This window comes from Chryseobacterium shigense, from assembly GCF_900156575.1.
Lineage (GTDB): Bacteria > Bacteroidota > Bacteroidia > Flavobacteriales > Weeksellaceae > Chryseobacterium > Chryseobacterium shigense.
Genome location: NZ_FTNY01000004.1, coordinates 747,551 through 768,191, shown reverse-complemented (window position 1 = coordinate 768,191; position 20,641 = coordinate 747,551). Strand labels below are relative to the sequence as shown.

Here is a 20,641-nt window from a genome sequence, read left to right as displayed (position 1 = left end):
TTTCAGACTTCAGATACAAGGTTTCAGATTTCAGAATTTTTTTGGTCTGTTATCTTATATCTAAAATCTATTTATCAAAACAAAAAATTGCCCGTTACGTTTAGCATCCAAACACTTCTCCCATCTAAAGAAGTCGTTGATTGCATAAGAAGCGGAAAGTAAACTAACAAAAACAGAAAACATGGCAAAAGCAAATGTAAAAGACCTTTTAGAGGCTGGCGTACACTTCGGTCACATGACTAGAAAGTGGAATCCAAATATGGCTCCATACATTTTTATGGAGAAAAACGGTATTCACATTGTAGACTTACATAAAACAGCAGTTAAATTGGATGAAGCTTGCAGTGCTTTAGAAAAATTAACTTCTGCAGGTAAAAAAGTTCTTTTCGTAGCGACTAAAAAGCAAGCGAAAGAAGTAGTTGCAAAACACGCTTCTGAACTTAATATGCCTTATATTACAGAAAGATGGCCGGGAGGTATGTTAACGAATTTCGTTACAATCAGAAAGGCTGTAAAGAAAATGAACCATATCGACAAAATGAAAAAAGACGGTACGTTCGAAACTTTATCTAAAAAAGAAAGATTACAGGTAGACAGACAAAGAGCTAACTTGGAGAAAAACTTAGGTTCTATCTCTGACATGGTTCGTCTTCCTTCTGCAATCTTCGTTGTAGATATCATGAGAGAACATATCGCTGTAACTGAAGCTAAGAAATTAGGTATTCCAGTTTTCGGTATTGTTGATACAAACTCTGATCCAAGAAAAGTAGACTTCGTTATCCCAGGAAACGATGATGCTTCTAAGTCTATTGATATGATCTTGAACATTGTTTCTGATTCTATCAAAGAAGGTCAGTCTCAAAGAAAAGCTGATAAAGAAAAATCTAAAGAAGAAGGAGAAAAGGTATCTGCTGAAACAGATGCTGATTTCGATGCTGAATAATTAAAGATTTTCTTTAATATAGGAAAAACGCTGGACCTTGGTCCAGCGTTTTTTTTTGTTTATCATCCAGTTAGAAAGCTTGATATTACACTAATGATATCAAAAAGACCCGCTTGATAAAGCGGGTCTTGTATTTAATTAGAAATTTTTATCGAGTATGAAGTGGAAATAAATTTCGTAGATTGGTAAGAGGAATGGCAAAGCATCCCTGAAAGTTTATAATTCTGGTTTTTAGGTACCATAGTATAGCCAATTTTACCGGAAGCTATCGGGATCTTTTTAAAGAAATTATTGCTGCTTACGGTAAGAACCATATTGCATGGTGATTTATTCTCTACAGAAATTGATGTCCTGGGATTATTAGGTGTATCATCATTAAGAAGATCATTCAAAACTTCTGCCGTCTCAGGTTTATACGTTTTGAGAAGCTCTGTATACTCCCTTTCTGTATTGGCTGCGGAAGTACCGGAGCCTGAAGGATAGGTTGTTCTTATAGGGTAATTGCCATAGTTGACATTACAGCTTATAAGACCCAGTGAAATGACAGAGGAAACGAAAAGCTTTTTCATAACGGTTATTTTTTTGATCTTTTCTTTTTTGAAGGTTTCACAGATACTGTTTCTTTATCATCTTTAACAAGATTTTTATCCGGTTCAGACTTAGGTATACCCGGATTATCAATCACTACAAATATACTTTTTTTTATATCTTTTTGAGAAGAGTATCTGATGTCGCAGACGTTGCTGTTCAGCGTATAGGAGCCTTTATTGAGGACAATGAAATTCTCTCCGTGGGCAGGAACAGCCAGATTATGGAAGTCTTTTCCTTCAATTCTCAGTACGATATTACAATCCGAATTGTTTCTGAACAGCAGTAGGGCTTCCTTTCGGGTAATGTCTTCGTCAAACATAGCGTTCAGAAGTTTTACCGTTTTTTCCTTGTGCTGGTCGGAGGTTTCAGCGATCAGTCTTTTAAACTCCTCTGCATCAGTAGAATTTGAATTTTTCATAAACCTGTTTGGGATATCAGTGATAACAGGTCTTGCTTCCATAGGTTTAGCCGTTTGTGCCCCTTTTGTCCATTCAGAGTTCTTCAGGGCAATCAGTTTGGGCTTAAGAACGCTCCTTTTGGGATCTTCGGGATGCGCATTCTTGAGGTATTCTTCAATTTCTGCGATGTTTACGCTTTTCAGGATGTCTTTGTGTTTTTTCTGCGCGGTAGCAGAACCCGTAATCAGGAAAAAGAGGAGGGTCGTTAAAATTTTTTTCATCAATTTGTTGTTTTTATTTCATCAGCTTATCCGGAATTTAATATAAGTTATTGTTTTTCCTTTCGCCGAAAAAAGCTCTTCGTAATAGGTTTTTATATCTCTCAGGTGTTCCGTATTGGGATCATATTCAGGAGCACCGTAAATGTCGTGATGAGCAGAAATTATTTCATAGCCTGCTCCCTGCAGATAGCCTAATGTATAGCCGTGAAGAAACTCTGAATCCGTTTTTAAGTGGATAATTCCACCCGGTTTCAGGAATTTTTTGTATCGCTCTAAAAAGTCAGGGTGAGTCAGTCTGTGTTTTGTACGTTTGTATTTGATCTGAGGATCGGGGAAAGTGATCCAGATTTCGTCAACTTCATTTTCAGCAAAAAAATAATCTACCAGTTCAATCTGTGTTCTCAGGAATGCTACATTCTTCATGCCGGTATCCACAGCTTCTTTAGCTCCGAACCAAAATCTTGCTCCTTTGATATCTATTCCTATGAAGTTTTTTTCAGGGAATGTTTTGGCAAGTCCCACAGAATATTCTCCTTTTCCACAACCAAGCTCCAGCACAATCGGATTGTCGTTCTTAAAGAAATCTTTTCTCCAGTTTCCTTTCAGGGGAATACCGCTTAAAGCTTCTTCTCTTGTAGGTTGGATAACATTTGGTAAAATCTTGTTTTCAGCGAATCTTGCTAATTTATTTTTGCCCATCGAGTCATTTATAAAATCCCGCAAAAATAGCGAATTTTACATAGACTACCTTGTCTTTAAACATAAAAGGCATGGACTGAGTGTATTTATATCCCGGTTATGGAATTGCAGAACTTCCCAGAGCGACCATAATGGCTTTTTCAATCGTTTTTTGCGACGCATACTGGGCTCCGCAGACCAGGCTGGTGAAAAGATACTGTCCTTTATCGATTACAATGGAGCTTTCACCGTGAGCAGGCACAGCAAGCCTGTACTTGGTAGTTCCCACGCCTTCCATTCTTACGATGATATTACAGTCGGATTTATTCTGGATGAGAATGATGCTTTCCTTACTGTTGGGGTCGTTGTCGAAAAGCGAATTTAATATTTTTACCGTTTTATTTTTGTGCTCTACCGGATTTACGGCCATCAGCATATTGAACTCTTCGGCTTCTGCATTGGGAACAGCAGCATTTGCAGAGGTATTGACCACAAAAGCATTTTGGGAGGTGCTCGGTGTATAGACGACTGTAGATTGTTTTGCAGCAAGCTCTGCTTTGTATTTGGCGATCTGTTTCTGTTTGATAATCGCATTCATTTCGTCAAAACTGATCTTTGTAGAAGGCCGCCTTTTCAGGAGTGCAAGCATTTCCTGCATATCTTTTACTTTCTGGTCAGCGGGATGAGCTTCTTTAATGTATTGCGTCATCATTTCCATAACCCTTGGCTTTAGTACAGACCTGCGCGGATCCTCAGGATGCGCATCTCTTAAGAAAGCATTGATTTCGTAGATATTCTTACTTTTTAAAATATTGCTGTAGTCTTTTCCCTTTTTTTGGGCAGACAGACTCATACATAGAATAGAAACAAAAAATAAAAGTAATTTTTTCATTGACAAAATATTAAATAAGGATTTGATGTTCTCTCTTAATTTGTGTTTAGCCAATTAGTTTTTCTCTATAATAACGATTTACAGCTGTTTTTATTTTAAACACTTAATTGTGATATGAAATTAAGCATATTTTAAATAAAAAAGAAATGTACACTATAAATTTTAAATAGTATACATTTTTTTTTAAATTTTGATATCGGAAAATTATTTAATGACCTCCTGAAGATTTGAGGTTTTAAGCCTTTTCTGATAGATGGGAAGGTATTTTTCGATTGGAATTTTTATCGCTTCAAAATTACCTGCCAGTACATAGGCTTCGATATTTTCGGACGTATAAACAAACTGAAGGAAGTTGTCGATCAGGTTTTCAGGAATCTTGAACTTTGCAAAATAATCTTTACCAAGATAATTTTTGATCTGGGATACCGAATTATTCATTCTCTCATAAGCCATATAACGCTGCTTTTTCTTCCTGTCTCCCGAAAGGATGTCATAGATGCTTTCCAGGCTGAACGTAAGGCCACCATCCCTCAATCCTGCCACCGGAAGTTCCGGAGAGGTTCCGTCACCTTTCGGTTCAGGCAGGCCTATTACTTTTTTTATTGCCAGTCCTTTATCCACTTTGCGGATAGAATTTACATCATACCTTAGATTGCCCGTAGGTTTAAAGCGGGTCAGTACAATTTCCTGAATCTCGTAGTAGGCAACTTTTAATTCAATTAAATTTTTCTGCTGCATCATCTGAGGGGTCAGCTTTACATCTTTTCGTTCGGTGACGATAGAGGTAAAACGGATCACATCACCAGGAGCTGCAGGGATATTATAAGTGCCGTTATAATCCGTAAGAACAGTTTTCTGGGTATTCAGATTGGTTACATAAACCTGATTAAGATATAAAATGGAGTTATCTCTTAAAAATACCTCTCCGTTGTATATCTGTGCACTGACTTTTGCTAGAAAAACCAGCATCAAAAGGGTAATTAGCTTCTTCATATAATTAGGGCAAAATTACGTAGAAATACAGCAATTTATACCGATTAAGATAATGTTCTCAGGTTAAAGTTATATTAAACTTTAAGACCCAACTGTTAATGAATGTTATAAATGCACGAAAATGAGACGGATATCGGTCAATCTAAGCGAATAATCAGTCATTATTTATGTTTTACCAGCAGCCAGCTTGTGTATTTTACAGAGGTAGAAGTTCCATATTCAACCCAGCTGATAAAATACCAGTACGTAGCCGTAGGGACAGGTCTTCCCCCCATTCTTCCATCCCAGATGTACCGGTTGTCCGGGCTTCCTCTGAAAATTTCTGCTCCGTAGCGGTCGAATATTCTGAATTCAAGATTGGTATTGCTCATTAAAGCAGAATAATCGATCTGTTCATTGTGCCCGTCACCGTTTGGAGTGATGGTATTGATCAGGTTGATGATGGCAAATGGTCTTGTTACTTCCTCACATAATTTTGAATCTCTCACAAAAACTTTATGAGGTCCTCTCGGTACATTGGTGAAAACATTTGAAGTCTGCCAGCTTACACTATCCAGAGAATATTCATAAGGTGGTGTCCCGCCACTTGCTCCTACCGTTACTGTAGTTCCGTTGATTTCTATGGAGGTGATCATGGGGGTAGGTGATTCCGAGACGGTCACATACTGTTTGTAAACACAGCCATTGAATGTAAGTTCAACCCAATAGCTCCCTGCCGGAACATTGGAAATAGAGGGTGAGGTAGCTCCCGTACTCCATAAATATTTTTCAAATCCAGGTCCGGCATCAAGCGTTGTCGTTGCTTTAGGACAAATCACCTGATCCTTTAAAAGATCGGACTTCTTAGGTATTTTGATTGTAATTTTAATGGATCCCACTTCAGGACACACTCCGTTTTTCTGAAATCTGATATAGAACGTCTGCGTTCCTGTAATGTTAACCGTACCGGATATAGGGGCATTGTTATTTTGTGCATCAGCTAAAGTTGCATGGAATGTATAAGTGACATTCGGGTCTATGGTAAACTGCGGGATAAACTGTGCGAGGTTTACGGCTTTTATTCCGTCCAGATCATCATCGCAGACATTGGTAGCAGCGGTTGTGGTGATCAAAGTAATTCTTGCGCCAATACTGAACTGTAAAGGCTTTACCACCACCGCGCATCCATCCGGAGATTCCACTCTGATGTAAATTGTTGTTGTAGCGGTATAGCTCCAGTTGTTGGGAAGTGTATTGGCATTTCCTGCATTAGCATCAAAAAGATTAGCGTAATATCTGACATTGGTAAAATATCCGGGATTATTGAGAACAATACCCGTTATATTGGAGAGTATAACAGTAACGGTTCCGTCGAAATTATCGTCACAAAATATACCGTTATAATTATTAAGTACTATCGCCAGATTGAACAGAGAAAGCGTGATCTGAGCAATGCTTTTGCAGCCTAAATTATTTTTTACCACAGCATAGACAATAGTGCCATCAGGAGCGGTATAAGAATTTGTGGTAGTGATAAGCGCTCCGGGGTTTTCTGTCTGGGCATCCGCTAGTGTAGGGTAATACGTAATGGTTACCGGTGAATTGTTGGTTACATTGGCCGAAGTAAGGTTAAATGTTCCTTGTCCGTTGATATTACAGGCATGCAACGTAATATTATTAACCGTAAGTGCTAAAATATTGATATTGACGGTTACTGTTTCGCAATCAGGAAATATGGGATCGTTTCCGCAAAATGTATAGGTAAAAGTGTCGGCTCCCGTAGTTCCCGGTGTATTAACAGTATACGTAATAATTCCTGTTACGGGGTTTATTGCAACAGTACCTAACGCGGGAGGAGTAACAATAGCCACTGTAGAAGCTACGGGAGTCTGTGAGGAGCCTGTAAATGCTGGAGTGATCGTTTGGGTGGTACACACATTATAGGTTGATGTAGTCAGCCTTGTACAGTTGAGTACTTTAAATTGTTCTGTTACCAGAGGAGCACATCTTCCCATGGTCACTGAGCACGTGTAATATCCGGACTGTGTAGGCGTAATAGATACGCCTGTCGCTCCTGGAATAAGGGTTCCGTTCAAAAACCATTGATAGGTATCATAAATAACAGGATCTACGGTAAGCACGATTCCGGGAACACAGGTTCCTCCGGATCTTAGAATAACAGGCTGTGTAGGAAAACCTGCGAAAAAACCGCCATATCCTACGGCGTCACTTCCGGCATTAATTCCCGCTGTAATTGCTTTGTCAGAAATCACAGTGATCGTTCCTGTTACGTTGGGAATACCATAGGTAACCCAGCTGTTGGTACCTGTCATATTGAATGGCCCTGTTGCAGGAAGGGGAGTGGCTCCGTTCACAGTAACCGTGGCTCCTCTTTCTGTTATCAGGTTAAGCTTTGTCGGTATATTAAGAATTCCGGAGGGGTTGACGTTGGAATGAACAAAGTTTTCATTGATAAAACCTAATTCATTAATCTGTTTCGGAAGATAACAGTTTAAGGCAGGAATAAAATTAAATCCACCTGTTGCTACCTCACTTCCTGAGGCAGAATCTCCGGCAAGAACCTGATAGACATAAGCATTCTTAGAGGTCTTTAGGTAAAGGTTATAATGATTAAGTCCCTGAACCTTAAATTTCGAATCGGGAATGACAAAGTACTGTCCTGTATTTAAAGTGGTTAAAGGAGGGATTTCGTCGTTGACAAAGATTTGGGTGTTGTCTTCTGTTGCGATGACGATAGCTCCTTCCATATTGGAACCTATGCTTCCGTTTCCTTTCACAAGAGCAAATTCATTTCCCAGTCTTTCTACGGGAACAGCCTGGTCCATTAAAATATCAGAACTTGTAGGGTTGTTTCCGGCATATTGACCATTGAAATTTCCGTTGGTGACATTTACCGGTTTATTGGCGGTAATCTTTGCTCCGATCAATGCGTCAGAATTTCCGGGGAGGGAACCTATACCGTCTATTATATAAGACTGACCTTTATTGAGGGTAAAGGTCATCGTAGGATTTGTGGTTCCTGTAGTCCCATTTGAAAATTGTGCTGTCGGTTTGTATCCGCTTATAGTAACTGTTGTATTATCTTCCGTAGCAAGAACGCTGGCCATAAAATTTAAAATAGGGTTGTCAACCGTAATAGGTGCGTTGGCAATGTAAAAGTTTTTTCCTGTGGAAGGTATTCCCTTTGAGGTGATGATTTCAGCATGATTAAAGACGGAAAATCTTAAATTAGCATAAAAAGGAAACTCTGCTTTTAAATATAATCCTTTGGAAGTAGGAGTGAAAAGATCTGTCTGATTGGTCGTAATGATATAATTCCTGAGGACATCAAATTTCTGAGGATTGTTTTTACTGATGTTCACTGTACCAATAAGCACGTTGTTATTATAAATACTTACCGGGAAACTGGTTGTCCTGTTGGTTGATAAGTATAATTTCTGATATGGATTTAGACCTCCACTCCTGTCCATCATGGGGGCAAACCAATGCTCTCTGTCCAGCTGGGCTAAGGTAAAGGTGAAAATACAAAATATAAATAGAAAAGATAAAATTTTCTTCATTCAGTGGAGGGGTTTAACACAAATTTAATAATAAAATGTATTCATACCTTGAAAAAGTAATAAAAAAGCCGCGATTTTAAAATCGCGGCTTTGAAACGTATAGTTCGATATGTTTATTCTCTGCCTTTCACCAGGATCCATCCTGTATATTTTACAGCGGTCTGTTTACCGGAAGGCTCATTCCATCGGATCTCAAACCAGTAATTTCCGGTAGAAACCCTCTTGCTTCCGCCTAAAGTTCCGTCCCATTTATAGCCATTGGTCTTATCGCCCTGAAAGATTTTGCTTCCATAGCGGTCGAAAATAGCAAACTCCAGATTCTTTTTACCGGATAACAGAGAGTAATCCAGGACGTCATTTACACCATCGCCGTTAGGAGTAATGGCATTAATCAGATTGGGAATGGTGATTTCCACTTTGATAGGTTCACAATTATAGTGGTCTTTTACATACACTGTAGGAGTGCCTCTGGCTACATCTGCGAATATATTTGAATCCTGCCACTGGATATTATCCATAGAATATTGGTATGGAGGATTTCCTCCGATAGCATATATTGTGACTGTTGTATTCGAAATATCAATGTTTGATACAACTGGCTGATCTGAAGCGTATACCTTAACTGTTTGAAGCGTGATACAATCTCCTGTTTTTAGCTTTACCCAATAGGTGCCAACCCCTGCATTCTGGATCGTTTGTGTAGTTGCTCCGGTGCTCCATTCATACCCATTGAATCCAGGACCGGCATCAAGTGTTGTTTTATCTTCCACGCAGATGATTTTATCCACAAGAACAGCAGATTTTACAGGTGGCAAAACGGTCAATGTAACTTCTGCAATTCTATAGCAGCCATTTGCATTGATTACTTTTACATATGCTACTCCGGTTGGAGCAATATAATTGGTGGGATTTAAAATCTCATTGGTATTATTGTCGGCATCTGTAGGAGACGGATAATATTTTTTGGTAACTCCTGCCTGTGCTGTGACAGTAGCATTGGTTAAATTGAACAATCCTGTCGCATGATTAGCTTCTAAAAAGCAAGTTCTTAAAGAAGCATTATTAACAATGGGGCTTTCAGAAACCGTTAAATTCAATGTCACTTGCTCGCAGTCTGTAAAATTAGGATTATTTCCACAAAACTTATAAACGAAAGAATCTGGTCCTACATAATTGAAAGCGGGAGCATAACTTATAACCCCGGTAATGGGGTCGATGACAGCAGTACCATTGACCGGAGGGGTGATGATTGTTACAGTCCCGGGAACTACGGACTGGGTGGAATTTGTAAATGTTGGAACAATAAACTTAACGCCATCACATACCGTCTGGTTTGATGTAGTTTCTGCAAGACAGGTAAATACTTTATACACAGGAGTTATAATGGCAGGGCACGAGCCCACTGTTATTTTTACAGTATATTCTCCAGATTGGGTTGGAATATAGGAATTGGTGGTTGCTCCCGGAATAGGAACATTGTCTTTATACCATTGATAAGAGTCAAAACTGTCATCTAATTCCAGAACAATTCCGGGAATACAGTCACCAGTTTGTTTAGCAATAACGGGGATTGAAGAGAATCCGGCAAAATATCCCCCATACCCTACAACACCACTTCCACCGGAGATTCCTGCAGTGACGGCTTTTGATGAGGTGATCGTAACATTTCCCGTAACGTTCGGCACAGAATAAGATACCCATGATGAAGTTCCCGATACCGGATAGGGTCCCTGAGTAGCTGGAGGAATACCTCCGTTGACGGTAACAGCAGCACCTGTCTCTGTAAGGATATTGAGTTTTACATTATTGATTGTTGGAGGTAAGATGTTAATATTTCCTATTTCATCAATTTTTCGTGGAAGGTAGCAATTCAATGGGGGAATGTAATTAAATCCTATGGTCGCATTACTTGCTGCAACACCTGCTAATAACTGATACACGTAAACATTTTTCGTCGTTTTAATGTACATATTAAAGTGGTTATTCCCCTGATTGATATAATTGGTATTGTTCAGCTTATTAACCCTGTAGCTTTCTCCCTCGCTTAGTGTAATTACCGGGGTGGCTCCATTATTAATGAATACTTGCGTGCCTCCTTCAGTAGCAACAATCAGAGCATCTTCCATTCTTTCACTAATGTCTCCGTTTCCTTTTACAAGAACGAATTCATTTCCTAATCTGTCTACTGGTACGGACTGGTCCATTACAATATCAGATCCGTCAAAGATAGATCCTGGGGGAATGATCGCAAACTGGCCGTTAAAATTTCCGTTGGTCACGGAAATCGGTTTATCAGCTTCAATTTTTGCACCGAGGAAACCTTCTTTATTTCCGGCTTTGTCCCCGATTCCTTCAATGATATAGGATTGTCCTTTATTAAGCGTGAATGTTAGAGTGGGATTTGTTACTCCTGTCCATCCGTTCGTAAATATGACGTCGGCAGAATAATCTGAAACCGTAACCACCGTATTGTCTTCCGTAGCCATAATACCGGTAGTAAAATTTAGGGCAGCAACCGGGTTTTCTATAGGCGAAACTACCGCATAAAACTTTTTACCGATTCCGGCTTTTCCCTTAGAGGTTAGAATTTCACCATGGCTGGTTACAGAAAATCTGAAGGTTGCGAAATAAGGTTTCGTTCCCTTTGTGTAAAGTCCCTTGTTTACAGGAACGAAGAGGTCAGAGGTATTACTGGTAATAATGCTTCCCAAAGGGATCTGAAATGTTTGGGGAGCTCCTTTAGCAACGGTTACTGTTCCAAGAAGGGTATTGTTGCTATAGATCTCTATGGGGAATGGGGTAGTAGAGTCTGTCGAAAAATAAAGTGCCTGTAGAGGCGAGGTTACATTGGAGCTACGGGCTGCCATTGGAGCAAACCAGTGTTCTGTGTCTCTTTGGCCGAAAAGCGGATTAATGGCTGTCAACAGCAAAAGAAAAGTAAGTAAAAATATTTTCATTTATTTGGGAATTAGGATTCCGCAAAAATAGGAGAATATTTAATGTGGTATTATAAAATGTTTAAAAAATATGGATTTTGGATTAAAAAAAAACCGCGATTTCAAATCGCGGTTAAATATTTATGGTTAGAATGGTTTATTCAATGTTTTTAACTAAAATCCATCCGGTGTACTTAATTGGAGTTTTTTCTTTATTAGATTCATTCCAGTTGATATGATACCAATAGGTTCCGGTAACCAGTTTTTTGTCATAATGTCTTCCGTCCCATTTGTAATTATTGAATTTATTTCCGGTGAAGATCATGTTTCCATATCTGTCATAGATGACAAAAGTAAGATTTTCTTTGTAGGCTAATTCACTATAGTCTATAAAGTCATTTTTATTATCACCGTTAGGGGTAATGGCATTGATCAAATTCGGAATTGTTACTTCTACAGCTGTAGGATCACAATTGTAGACATCTTTTACATAGAATGTATGTTGCCCTCTTGTAAGACCTGTAAATACATTAGAGTCCTGCCAGTTGACCGGTGTATCTACCGCATATTTGTAAGGGGCTTTTCCACCGTTGACAACAACTGTTGCTGTCGTATTTGAAATTTCAATCTTGGTAATTACAGGATCTTCCACTTTTCTTACTCTTACGATCTGCGTCAGAAAACATCCGTTTTTGCCTAAAATCACAGTGTATTCCCCAATTCCTACATTCTGAATAGCCGGTGTTGTAGCACCCGTATTCCATAGGTAAGAATCGTATCCCGGACCTGCATCCAGATTTGTTTTGCTGTCTGCGCAGATAAACTGATCCACAAGGATTGGTGATTTTTTGATTGGAAGAGGGATCAATTCAATTTTTGCGTTGGCGGTACATCCTTCGTTGGTCGTTACTTTTACATAAACGAATCCTCCGGCAGATGGATAATTAGCTGGAGTGGTGATTTCATTAGTTCCTGCATTAAGATCAGCCATTGACGGATAGTATTTTTTTACTACCGGATTATAATCTGTAACGCTCGCTTTGGTAAGATCAAAATAAGCATACGGATCTACATCATACTGACATGCTTTGATAACAGCATCTCTTACCACAAAAGGAACTACCGTTAGGTTTAAGGTAATTTGTTCACAGTCTATAAATTCAACACCATTTCCACAGAATTTATAAACAATCTGGTCCGCGCCGTAGTAGTTGGCAGTAGGTGTATAGGTAATCGTTCCGTTTGCATTCACAACAGCCGTACCGTGTGCCGGAGGGGTAATAATAACCAATGTTCCTGGTACCACAGTCTGTGTTGAAGAAGTAAATGCAGCCGTGATCACCTTAGTTGCACAGGCATTCAATGTTTGTGTTGTCAGTTTTAAACAGCTAAATACCTTATAAATTGGGGTCGTAACAGGTGGACATGTCCCCATAGTTACTTTTACCGTATAGTTTCCTGAAGTTGCAGGTGAGAATGTATTGGCCGTAGCTCCTGTGATAGCGGTTCCGTTTAGGAACCACTGGTAGCCTTCGTAGCTATCGTCTACCTCAAGAATAATGCCTGGTGCACATTCTCCGGAACGTTTAGCAATGACCGGGATGGATGAGAATCCTGCAAAGTAGCCTCCGTATCCCACAGCACCACTTCCTGCAGAAATACCGGCAGTAACGGCTTTAGTAGAGGTTACGGTAACGTTTCCTGTCACATTGGGAACAGAGTAAGACACCCATGCGGTAGTCCCTGTTACAAGGAAAGGTCCCTGAACGGTTGGTGCAGGCGCTCCGTTTACAATAACATTAACAATTGCTCCGGCTTCAGTAAGTACATTTAATTTAACATTTTTTGTACCACTTGAGCTGCTTTCAGGAAGTTGATTGATCAATCCTATTTCGTCAATTTTTCTTGGTAAGAAACAGTTCAAAGGAGGTATATAATTGAATCCTTCTGTTGCTGTACTGTTGGGAAGACCAGCCAAAAGCTGATACACATAAGCATTTTTAGAAGTTTTGATATGCATGTTAAAGTGCGAACTCCCCTGGTCGATATAGGGAAATACATAGGTGCCACCTGCTCCCTGGCCTACTCTATACCATTGCCCTTCATTCAGGGTTTGAACAGGATTAGTGGATCCGTTAAGATAAACTTGCGTATTATCTTCGGTCGCAATGATTAATGCATCTTCGTCGCCGTCATTGTCGTCTCCGTTTCCTTTGACAAGAACGAATTCATTTCCTAATCTGTCTGTAGGAACAGACTGGTCCATCACAATGTCAGAACCAGCAGAACCAGCAGAGGCGGGGAGGGCAAACTGCCCGTTAAAGTTTCCGTTGGTAACTGATATCGGTTTATTGGATTCTATTTTTGCGCCAATAAAACCTGTGGCATTGGTTCCGGTATTATCCCGGCCCTCAATGATATAAGCTTGTCCCTTATTAAGGGTAAATGTCATCGTTGGAGTCGTCGTTCCTGTCGTTCCGTTGGTAAACTGTAATCCTGCACTATATCCTGAAACGGTAACTGTCGTATTATCTTCAGTTGCTAAAACTCCGGCTGTGAAATTTAAATAAGTAATAGACTGGCCTGTCATTGGAGTCGAAGCAGCATAAAATTTCTTTCCAATTCCTGCTTTTCCTTTGGAGGTTAATATTTCTCCGTGGCTGGTAACACTAAATCTGAAATTGACGTAATACGGTTTTAAACCTTTAGTGTAAATTCCTTTACCAATAGGTTTAAACATATCTAGAGGTTCCATTGTAATCATGGTAGCTGTTGATATGTCAAATACTTTAGGGTCACCTTTCATGATTGTAACCGTCCCCAGCAATGCACCGTTACTATATATTTCTACAGGAAATGGAGTTACAGAATCTGTAGAAAAATATAAAGCCTGTTTGGGGCTTATCAATGCCGAAGGTTTGGCTGCCATAGGGGCGAACCAGTGCTCCGTATCCCTTTGTGCAAAGACGGTATTAATTGATAAAAGAAGTAATACTAAGCTGAGTAGAAATCTTTTCATGTGTATGGAATTAGGATTTTTACAAATTTAAAATAATATTTGAATTAGTATTAAATAAATATTACAAAAGTTGAAAAATTAATCACGATTTTTAATTAAAAGCCATCCGGAATACGAAACTGGTAATTTTGTATCGGGCTCTGTCCATGTGATTACATACCAATAAGTTCCTGTAGGAAGACTTCTTCCATTTGCTTTTCCATCCCAGATATAGTTTTTGTCTGATGACTTGTAAACAGAAGCTCCATACCGGTCGGCAACCTCGATTTTAACATTTTGCTTGATCTTTAAATCAGAATAATTAAGAACATCATTCAGCCCGTCACCATTAGGGGTAATAGCATTAACAAGATTCAGTATTAAAAACTCTTTGGTCACCGGCAGACATCCGTCTGACCCCAGCACATATGCCTTATGGATACCTCTTGAAAGACCTGTGAAAACATTAGAGGGCTGATAATTCATTCCATCCAGAGAATATTGATAAGGAGACGTTCCTCCGGTAACATACACTGTAGCAGTGGTACCTGATGTATCAACTCTTGTAATGGTAGGAGCCTGAGCCGTGGTTACACTTACTGTTTGGCGGTATACACATCCGTTTGATCCAAGATCTACATAATAATTTCCTGCGCCTACCGTGATGCTCTGTGTGGTTGCACCATTACTCCAGACATAAGATGAGAAGCCTGGTCCTGCATCCAGTATTACCTTTTCATCTGAGCAAACCACCTGGTTGTTGAGTCTGCTAGATTTTTTAGGCGTTTTTAAATTAATTTTCAAAGTTCCGGTAGCCGGACATGCCGTATTGCTTTGAAATCTTACATAATAGGTATGTACAGACGTAATATTCTGAGTAGGGGAGATTGCGTTTGTCCCTGCCTGCGCATCAGCCAATGACGTATGGAATGATAAGATCACCGAAGGATCTGTAGTAAATAAATTTTTATAATCATTAAGATTGGCAGATTCAGATCCGCTAAGGTCATTGTCACAGACATCTGTTGTCACCGCATTTGTGATTAATGGAATTCTATTTCCGATGGTAAAATTGATCTGTCCAAGTGCTGCAGGACAGTCTCCAATGTTTGGGGTTACTCTTACATAAACGGTTGTATTGGCATTATAAGTCCAGTTAACAGGAAGAGTATTGTTATTTCCTGCAGTAGCATCTGCCTGTACCAGATAATATCTAACCGTAAAATTAGCGGCATTAGTGACAATCTGAGGAGTTACGGTGGCAAAATTTACACTGATGATTCCGTCAAAATTATCATCACAGAAGCTTGCATTAAAATTACTCGTGTTCACATTAGGTGAAGGGTTCAGTGTTAAGATAATCTGTGCTGTTTTAGTACATCCAAATGCTGATGTTACATTAGCATAGATAGTTCCGGCCGGGCCTGAATAGGTCGCAGGACTTGTAATCTGTCCCGTTAGATTAGCATTGGTATAATACGTTGCTGTGGTACCGGAGTCAGGACTTAAAATAGCAGTGGTAAGATTGAACGTTCCATTTCCTCCGGCATTTGCACATGAAGACAGAGCCGCATTCTGAGTTTGTAGGACATCAATATTCATTACTATTTTGAAATACTCAAAATCAGCAGGATTTCCGTTTCCATCAATATAATAGATGAAAGAATCTGTAGTGTCCGTCGTAAGCCCTGCATTGGGGGTGTAGGTGATCTGTCCGGTTGCAGAATTCACAGTGGCTGTGCCGTTTGTAGGCTGAGCAATAATACTTGTATGTGAAGGAACGATTGCCTGTGTAGAGCTGGTGAAAACGGGAGTGATCACTTTAGTATTACATGATCCGATGTTGTATGTTGTGGTAGATATCGGAGGGCATAATGTATACTCATATTCAGAGGTTAATCTTGATTCACAGTTATTTTTAGTGATATAGCACGTGTAGGTTCCTGCGCCATATAGTTCAGGATTGATAAAATATGACGTAGCTCCGGGAATTAAAACACCATTGAAGTACCACTGGTATGCATCATAGCTATTGTCTACTTCAAGACGGATGCCTGCATAGCAGTCCCCTGTTTTTGTGATGGCAGGTACTGATGAGAATCCGGCAAAATATCCTCCGTAACCTACAGCACCATTTCCTGCTGCAATTCCTGCTGTCACAGGTTTTGTAGAATTAACGGTAATATTTCCGGAAACATTCATGACAGAATAGGTGACCCAGCCTGGGTTTCCGGTTACCGGATATGGTCCGGTAGCTGCAGCGACAGGGTTTCCGTTAAGTGTTACCGCAGCACCTGCCTGCGTGATAATGTTAAGTTTGGTGTCGTAATAGGTCGTTCCAATTCTGTTAATGAAGCCTATTTCATTGATTTCTTTAGGTAAGAAGCAGCTCAGCGGCGGGATGAAATTCATTCCTCCGGTCTGATAAACCGTACTTCCGGAAGTTCCGGCAAGAAGCTGGTATACATAAACATTTTTGCTGGAAGATATACTCATATTATAATTTCCATTCCCCTGATGGATATAGCTGTTTCCTTCGATCATATAATATCCTCCGGCATTAAGGTTAACGCCAGGTAAAGGATTTCCGTTGACGGTAAGAGTGGTATTGTTTTCTGTAGCAATGATCAAGGCTTTTTCCATCCCTATGGTGGCCGGTCCATTTCCTTTTACCATAACGAAATCTTTTCCCAGTCTGTCTACCGGAACAGCCTGATCCATCAGAATATCTACATTGCTGTTGTTTTGGGTGGTATAAAGACCGTTGAAGTTTCCGTTTGTTACTGATATAGGTTTGTTTGCAACAAGTTTTGCGCCCAGTAAGCCTTTTCTGTTACTCGTTCCTCCCATATCACTTATGACATCAATGATATAAGATTTTCCTTTATTGAGGGTAAATGTTCTGGTAGGCATTATACTACCGTTAGAAAAAACAACATCAGGATTATATCCTGATAAAGTAACTGTAGTATTGTCCTCCGTAGCGGTAACTCCCATGGTAGAGTTGACATAATCTTTTGGGTAGGTTGTGGGAGCCGTACCTATAAAAAACGTCTTACCGATTCCGGCCAATCCTTTTGAAGTGATGATTTCTGCCTGGTTGGGAACCGAAAATCTAAAGTTGGCAAAGAATTTTTTAGGTCCTTTAGCATGAAGTCCCATTGTGTTTTGGGTAAAGAGATTGCCCGCTGTGGAAGCAATCATATAGTTGCTGGGAACAGTCAGTTGCACAGGATTTCCTTTACTTACCTGTACAGTAGAAAACACAATATTGTTATTGGAAATCTGTACGGAAAAGGGGACAGTCTCGTTGGTCGACAGATACAAATAACATTGTGGATTTCCTTGAAGAGAGCTTGCAGACATTGGAGCAAACCAGTGTTCATTATCTAATTGTGCATTAAAGAATAAACAAATAAAAGTGCAAATAGCGAGTAGAAATTTTTTCATGCTTTATTATAAGGGGCAGCAAATTTAAACATTAATAATTTATTTTAGGCTTAAAATATTTCGCAAATAGGCGCTTATGATTATATTGTTGTAGAATTAAGATTCACGTCATATTGGGTTAACAGGAGGGCAGATCCCACAAAAAAATCCCGGTGAAATATTCACCGGGATTCCGTATCGTTTTTGAAAGATAATTAAGCTAGGCTTATTCTTACAAATCCTGTTACTTTAAGGTCTGCGTTGACAGATTTCACATAGTCAGCAACAGAAAGGCTTCCGTCCTTAATGAAAGACTGGTGTACCAATGTGTTGTCCTTGTAGAATTTCTGCATTTTACCTTTAAGGATGTTTTCAATAATGTTTTCAGGCTTCCCTTCTTTGATAAGAAGTTCTCTTTCAATCTCTAATTCTTTATCGATTGTTTCCTGAGAAACTCTGGTTTCATCTAAAGCGATTGGGTTCATCGCAGCAACCTGCATAGAAACAGACTTAGCAGCTTCGTCAGCTCCGTCTACTTTCGCAGAAAGCGCAGTGATAGCAGCAATTTTGTTTCCAGCGTGAATGTACGCTCCCAAGAATGGTCCTTCGATTCTTTCGAAAGCTCCGATCTCGATTTTTTCACCGATCACTCCTGTTTGCTCAATTAATTTTTCAGCAACAGTCATTCCGTGGAAATCTGTAGCTAAAAGCTCTTCTTTAGTAGCCGCGAAGATTGCCATTTCAGCAAATTCGTAAGCCAGTTCAATGAAAGCTTCATTTTTTGCAACGAAGTCAGTTTCGCAGTTTAGAGAGATGACAACCCCTAAAGTGTTATCCTCGTTTACTCTAGCGATTACCGCACCTTCAGCAGATTCTCTGTCAGCTCTGTTAGCAGCTACTTTTTGTCCTTTTTTTCTAAGGATATCTACTGCTTTTTCGAAGTCTCCTTCTGCTTCAACTAAAGCTTTCTTGCAGTCCATCATACCTGCACCTGTTTGGTTTCTTAATTTCGCTACGTCTGCAGCAACTGGTGTATAAGACATAATATCTATTATTTATTTTTATTTAAGATTAGTATTAATTTTTAGCCTAATTTTAGAGCAGGGCAAAGATAATGATTTTAATGATAAACTAAAAAATGACTTTTCACGTTATTGATATATTTAATACTATTTTAAAGACTTGATTAATGAAAAAAATCTTTCTACTGATATTTCTATGCATTTTTACATTAGGTTTTTCCCAAAAAAAGAAGAAATCGAAATCTAAGGCTGTTGTAGAAAAAGAAACCGTAATCATCTATACAGAGCAGGATGCAGAGGCTTCAAAAGAAGCCAGAGTTATTGCCGGTTTCCTGAAACAAAACCCCGGACATGCCAAATCAGACTATTTTAAAAGAAAGTTGATCGATATGATTATGGCAGATAACTCACCTGAAGCCAAACCTAGCATTAAACCCATCAGTAAAGAGAAAATTGAAAAAATAGTTAAAAACAACGAACTGAACAGCGGAAAAGTCCTTGCTTCCCATACTGCAGAGAATGCAGCCACTGCTTCAAAACCAGAAAGAACGGTGAACTACGCATCCGCAGGATCTTCGAAAAGTGCGGGAACAGGCAGTAAAGCAGAGCCCAGCGCAGATGCCAAAAGGACAGCTGCCATGCTGACACACCTTTTTAATAACGATATCAATAAAAATGAAGCTTATATCAATATCAAAAACAGATCAGGCTGTAATCTGATTGTAAAAATAAGCGGAAAAAAATACTATAATCTGACGGTTCCGGCAAAAGGACAAAATTTTATTCTCATAGACAAGGGAGAGTATGTACTGACCACGGTAGTTTGTGATGCAAAGTATTCATCATTGAAAAAGATCGATAAAGATATCGAGATCGCACTCAATGTATCTGAGTAAGAAAATGCAACAAGAAAACGATAAACAAAAACGGTTAAGAAATATTTCTTAACCGTTTTTTATTGTTATCCTTTAAACTGTCCCATAGCAATGAATTTCTCCTGCCTTTGGGTTTCAAGTTCCTGTCCTGAGAATTTTGAAAAAGCTTTGATATTCTGTAAAATCGATTGTTTCAGATTCAGATAAGCTACTTCCGGATCATATTGGGCACCTCCAAGAGGTTCTTCCACAATACCATCAATGAATTTTTCTCTTAAAGCATCTTTTGGGGTAAGGTTCAGTGCATTGGCTGCATCTTCTTTGTGATCCCAGTTTCTCCATAAAATGGAAGAACAGCTTTCCGGTGCAATTACGGTATACCAGGTGTTTTCAAGCATGTACACTTTGTTTCCTACGCCTATTCCTAAAGCACCACCACTGGCTCCTTCACCAATGATATAGGTGAAAATAGGAGTTTTAAGCTGAACCATTTCAAAAATGTTTCTGGCGATTGCTTCACCCTGTCCTCTTTCTTCAGCTTCTAATCCTGGATAAGCTCCCGGCGTATCTACTAAAGTCACTACAGGGATTTTGAATTTTTCAGCAAGCTTCATCAGTCGTAACGCTTTTCTGTATCCTTCAGGATTCGGCATTCCGAATCTTCTGTACTGTCTTTCTTTGGTGGTTCTCCCTTTCTGGGTTCCGATGATCATTACTTTCTGACCGTCCAATGTAGCTAAACCGCCGATCATTGCAGGGTCGTCTGCGAAATTTCTGTCTCCGTGAAGTTCCAGAAAACTTCCTTTATCTACCATTCCGTTGATATAGTCAATTGTATAGGGACGATCCGGATGACGGGATAGTTGTACTCTCTGCCAAGGGTTAAGATTTTCGTAGATTTCTTTTTTCTTTTCTAAAATCTTATCCTCAATCTGGCTGCATGCTAATTTTACATCAACACCACTTTCTTCTCCTACTAAAGAACAAGTCTGAAGTTGATCCATTAGATCTTTTATAGGAAGTTCGAAACTTAAATATTCCATTT

Annotated in this window: 13 protein-coding genes; 2 read left to right on the top strand and 11 right to left on the bottom strand. The window is 39.4% G+C overall.

What is annotated here, in order from left to right:
• The first annotated feature begins 181 nt into the window (after positions 1-181).
• Positions 182-943: a 30S ribosomal protein S2 gene (gene rpsB / locus BW964_RS17005; RefSeq protein WP_034746531.1), complete on the top strand. Its 762-nt coding sequence runs from the start codon at positions 182-184 to the stop codon at positions 941-943.
• A gap of 134 nt (positions 944-1,077) precedes the next feature.
• On the opposite strand, the gene BW964_RS17000 is transcribed toward rpsB, so the two are convergent.
• The 10 genes from BW964_RS17000 to tsf all read right to left on the bottom strand — a co-directional run bounded on the left by BW964_RS17000 (position 1,078) and on the right by tsf (position 18,742).
• Positions 1,078-1,512, bottom strand: coding sequence for a DUF6759 domain-containing protein (locus tag BW964_RS17000; RefSeq protein ID WP_076508919.1), 435 nt, complete (start codon positions 1,510-1,512; stop codon positions 1,078-1,080).
• A 5-nt stretch (positions 1,513-1,517) separates the two neighbouring features.
• Positions 1,518-2,213, bottom strand: a complete 696-nt coding sequence (locus BW964_RS16995; protein ID WP_084175968.1) for a DUF6759 domain-containing protein — start codon at positions 2,211-2,213, stop codon at positions 1,518-1,520.
• Positions 2,214-2,234: 21 nt separating this feature from the next.
• Complete coding sequence (trmB, locus tag BW964_RS16990) at positions 2,235-2,912, bottom strand: tRNA (guanosine(46)-N7)-methyltransferase TrmB (RefSeq protein ID WP_076508915.1); 678 nt, start codon at positions 2,910-2,912, stop codon at positions 2,235-2,237.
• A gap of 97 nt (positions 2,913-3,009) precedes the next feature.
• Positions 3,010-3,783, bottom strand: coding sequence for a DUF6759 domain-containing protein (locus tag BW964_RS16985; protein ID WP_076508913.1), 774 nt, complete (start codon positions 3,781-3,783; stop codon positions 3,010-3,012).
• 204 nt (positions 3,784-3,987) lie between these two features.
• Positions 3,988-4,776 (bottom strand): hypothetical protein, encoded by a 789-nt coding sequence (locus BW964_RS16980; RefSeq protein WP_084175965.1) that lies wholly within the window; start codon positions 4,774-4,776, stop codon positions 3,988-3,990.
• A 161-nt stretch (positions 4,777-4,937) separates the two neighbouring features.
• Positions 4,938-8,336 carry a T9SS type B sorting domain-containing protein gene (locus tag BW964_RS16975; protein ID WP_076508909.1) on the bottom strand — a complete coding sequence of 1,133 codons (3,399 nt, stop codon included), beginning with the start codon at positions 8,334-8,336 and terminating at the stop codon, positions 4,938-4,940.
• A gap of 113 nt (positions 8,337-8,449) precedes the next feature.
• Entirely contained in the window at positions 8,450-11,293 is a 2,844-nt protein-coding gene (locus tag BW964_RS16970; protein WP_076508907.1) for a T9SS type B sorting domain-containing protein, read from the bottom strand.
• 136 nt (positions 11,294-11,429) lie between these two features.
• Positions 11,430-14,291, bottom strand: a complete 2,862-nt coding sequence (locus tag BW964_RS16965; RefSeq protein ID WP_076508905.1) for a T9SS type B sorting domain-containing protein — start codon at positions 14,289-14,291, stop codon at positions 11,430-11,432.
• Positions 14,292-14,369: 78 nt separating this feature from the next.
• A complete protein-coding gene (locus tag BW964_RS16960; RefSeq protein WP_076508903.1) occupies positions 14,370-17,720 on the bottom strand; it encodes a T9SS type B sorting domain-containing protein in 3,351 nt (1,116 codons plus the stop codon).
• A 194-nt stretch (positions 17,721-17,914) separates the two neighbouring features.
• Entirely contained in the window at positions 17,915-18,742 is an 828-nt protein-coding gene (gene tsf / locus BW964_RS16955; RefSeq protein WP_076508901.1) for a translation elongation factor Ts, read from the bottom strand.
• A 146-nt stretch (positions 18,743-18,888) separates the two neighbouring features.
• Between tsf and BW964_RS16950 the strand changes: the two genes are divergently transcribed.
• Complete coding sequence (locus BW964_RS16950; protein ID WP_076508900.1) at positions 18,889-19,617, top strand: DUF6759 domain-containing protein; 729 nt, start codon at positions 18,889-18,891, stop codon at positions 19,615-19,617.
• Between the two features lie 65 nt (positions 19,618-19,682).
• On the opposite strand, the gene BW964_RS16945 is transcribed toward BW964_RS16950, so the two are convergent.
• Positions 19,683-20,639 (bottom strand): acetyl-CoA carboxylase carboxyltransferase subunit alpha, encoded by a 957-nt coding sequence (locus tag BW964_RS16945; RefSeq protein ID WP_076508898.1) that lies wholly within the window; start codon positions 20,637-20,639, stop codon positions 19,683-19,685.
• Between the last annotated feature and the right edge of the window lie 2 nt (positions 20,640-20,641).

Excerpts from the sequence above, each read along its gene's own strand:
- rpsB (WP_034746531.1), top strand. The coding sequence starts at position 182 with ATGGCAAAAGCAAATGTAAAAGACCTTTTAGAGGCTGGCGTACACTTC.
- BW964_RS17000 (WP_076508919.1), bottom strand. The coding sequence starts at position 1,512 with ATGAAAAAGCTTTTCGTTTCCTCTGTCATTTCACTGGGTCTTATAAGC.
- BW964_RS16995 (WP_084175968.1), bottom strand. The coding sequence starts at position 2,213 with ATGAAAAAAATTTTAACGACCCTCCTCTTTTTCCTGATTACGGGTTCT.
- trmB (WP_076508915.1), bottom strand. The coding sequence starts at position 2,912 with ATGGGCAAAAATAAATTAGCAAGATTCGCTGAAAACAAGATTTTACCA.
- BW964_RS16985 (WP_076508913.1), bottom strand. The coding sequence starts at position 3,783 with ATGAAAAAATTACTTTTATTTTTTGTTTCTATTCTATGTATGAGTCTG.
- BW964_RS16980 (WP_084175965.1), bottom strand. The coding sequence starts at position 4,776 with ATGAAGAAGCTAATTACCCTTTTGATGCTGGTTTTTCTAGCAAAAGTC.
- BW964_RS16975 (WP_076508909.1), bottom strand. The coding sequence starts at position 8,336 with ATGAAGAAAATTTTATCTTTTCTATTTATATTTTGTATTTTCACCTTT.
- BW964_RS16970 (WP_076508907.1), bottom strand. The coding sequence starts at position 11,293 with ATGAAAATATTTTTACTTACTTTTCTTTTGCTGTTGACAGCCATTAAT.
- BW964_RS16965 (WP_076508905.1), bottom strand. The coding sequence starts at position 14,291 with ATGAAAAGATTTCTACTCAGCTTAGTATTACTTCTTTTATCAATTAAT.
- BW964_RS16960 (WP_076508903.1), bottom strand. The coding sequence starts at position 17,720 with ATGAAAAAATTTCTACTCGCTATTTGCACTTTTATTTGTTTATTCTTT.
- tsf (WP_076508901.1), bottom strand. The coding sequence starts at position 18,742 with ATGTCTTATACACCAGTTGCTGCAGACGTAGCGAAATTAAGAAACCAA.
- BW964_RS16950 (WP_076508900.1), top strand. The coding sequence starts at position 18,889 with ATGAAAAAAATCTTTCTACTGATATTTCTATGCATTTTTACATTAGGT.
- BW964_RS16945 (WP_076508898.1), bottom strand. The coding sequence starts at position 20,639 with ATGGAATATTTAAGTTTCGAACTTCCTATAAAAGATCTAATGGATCAA.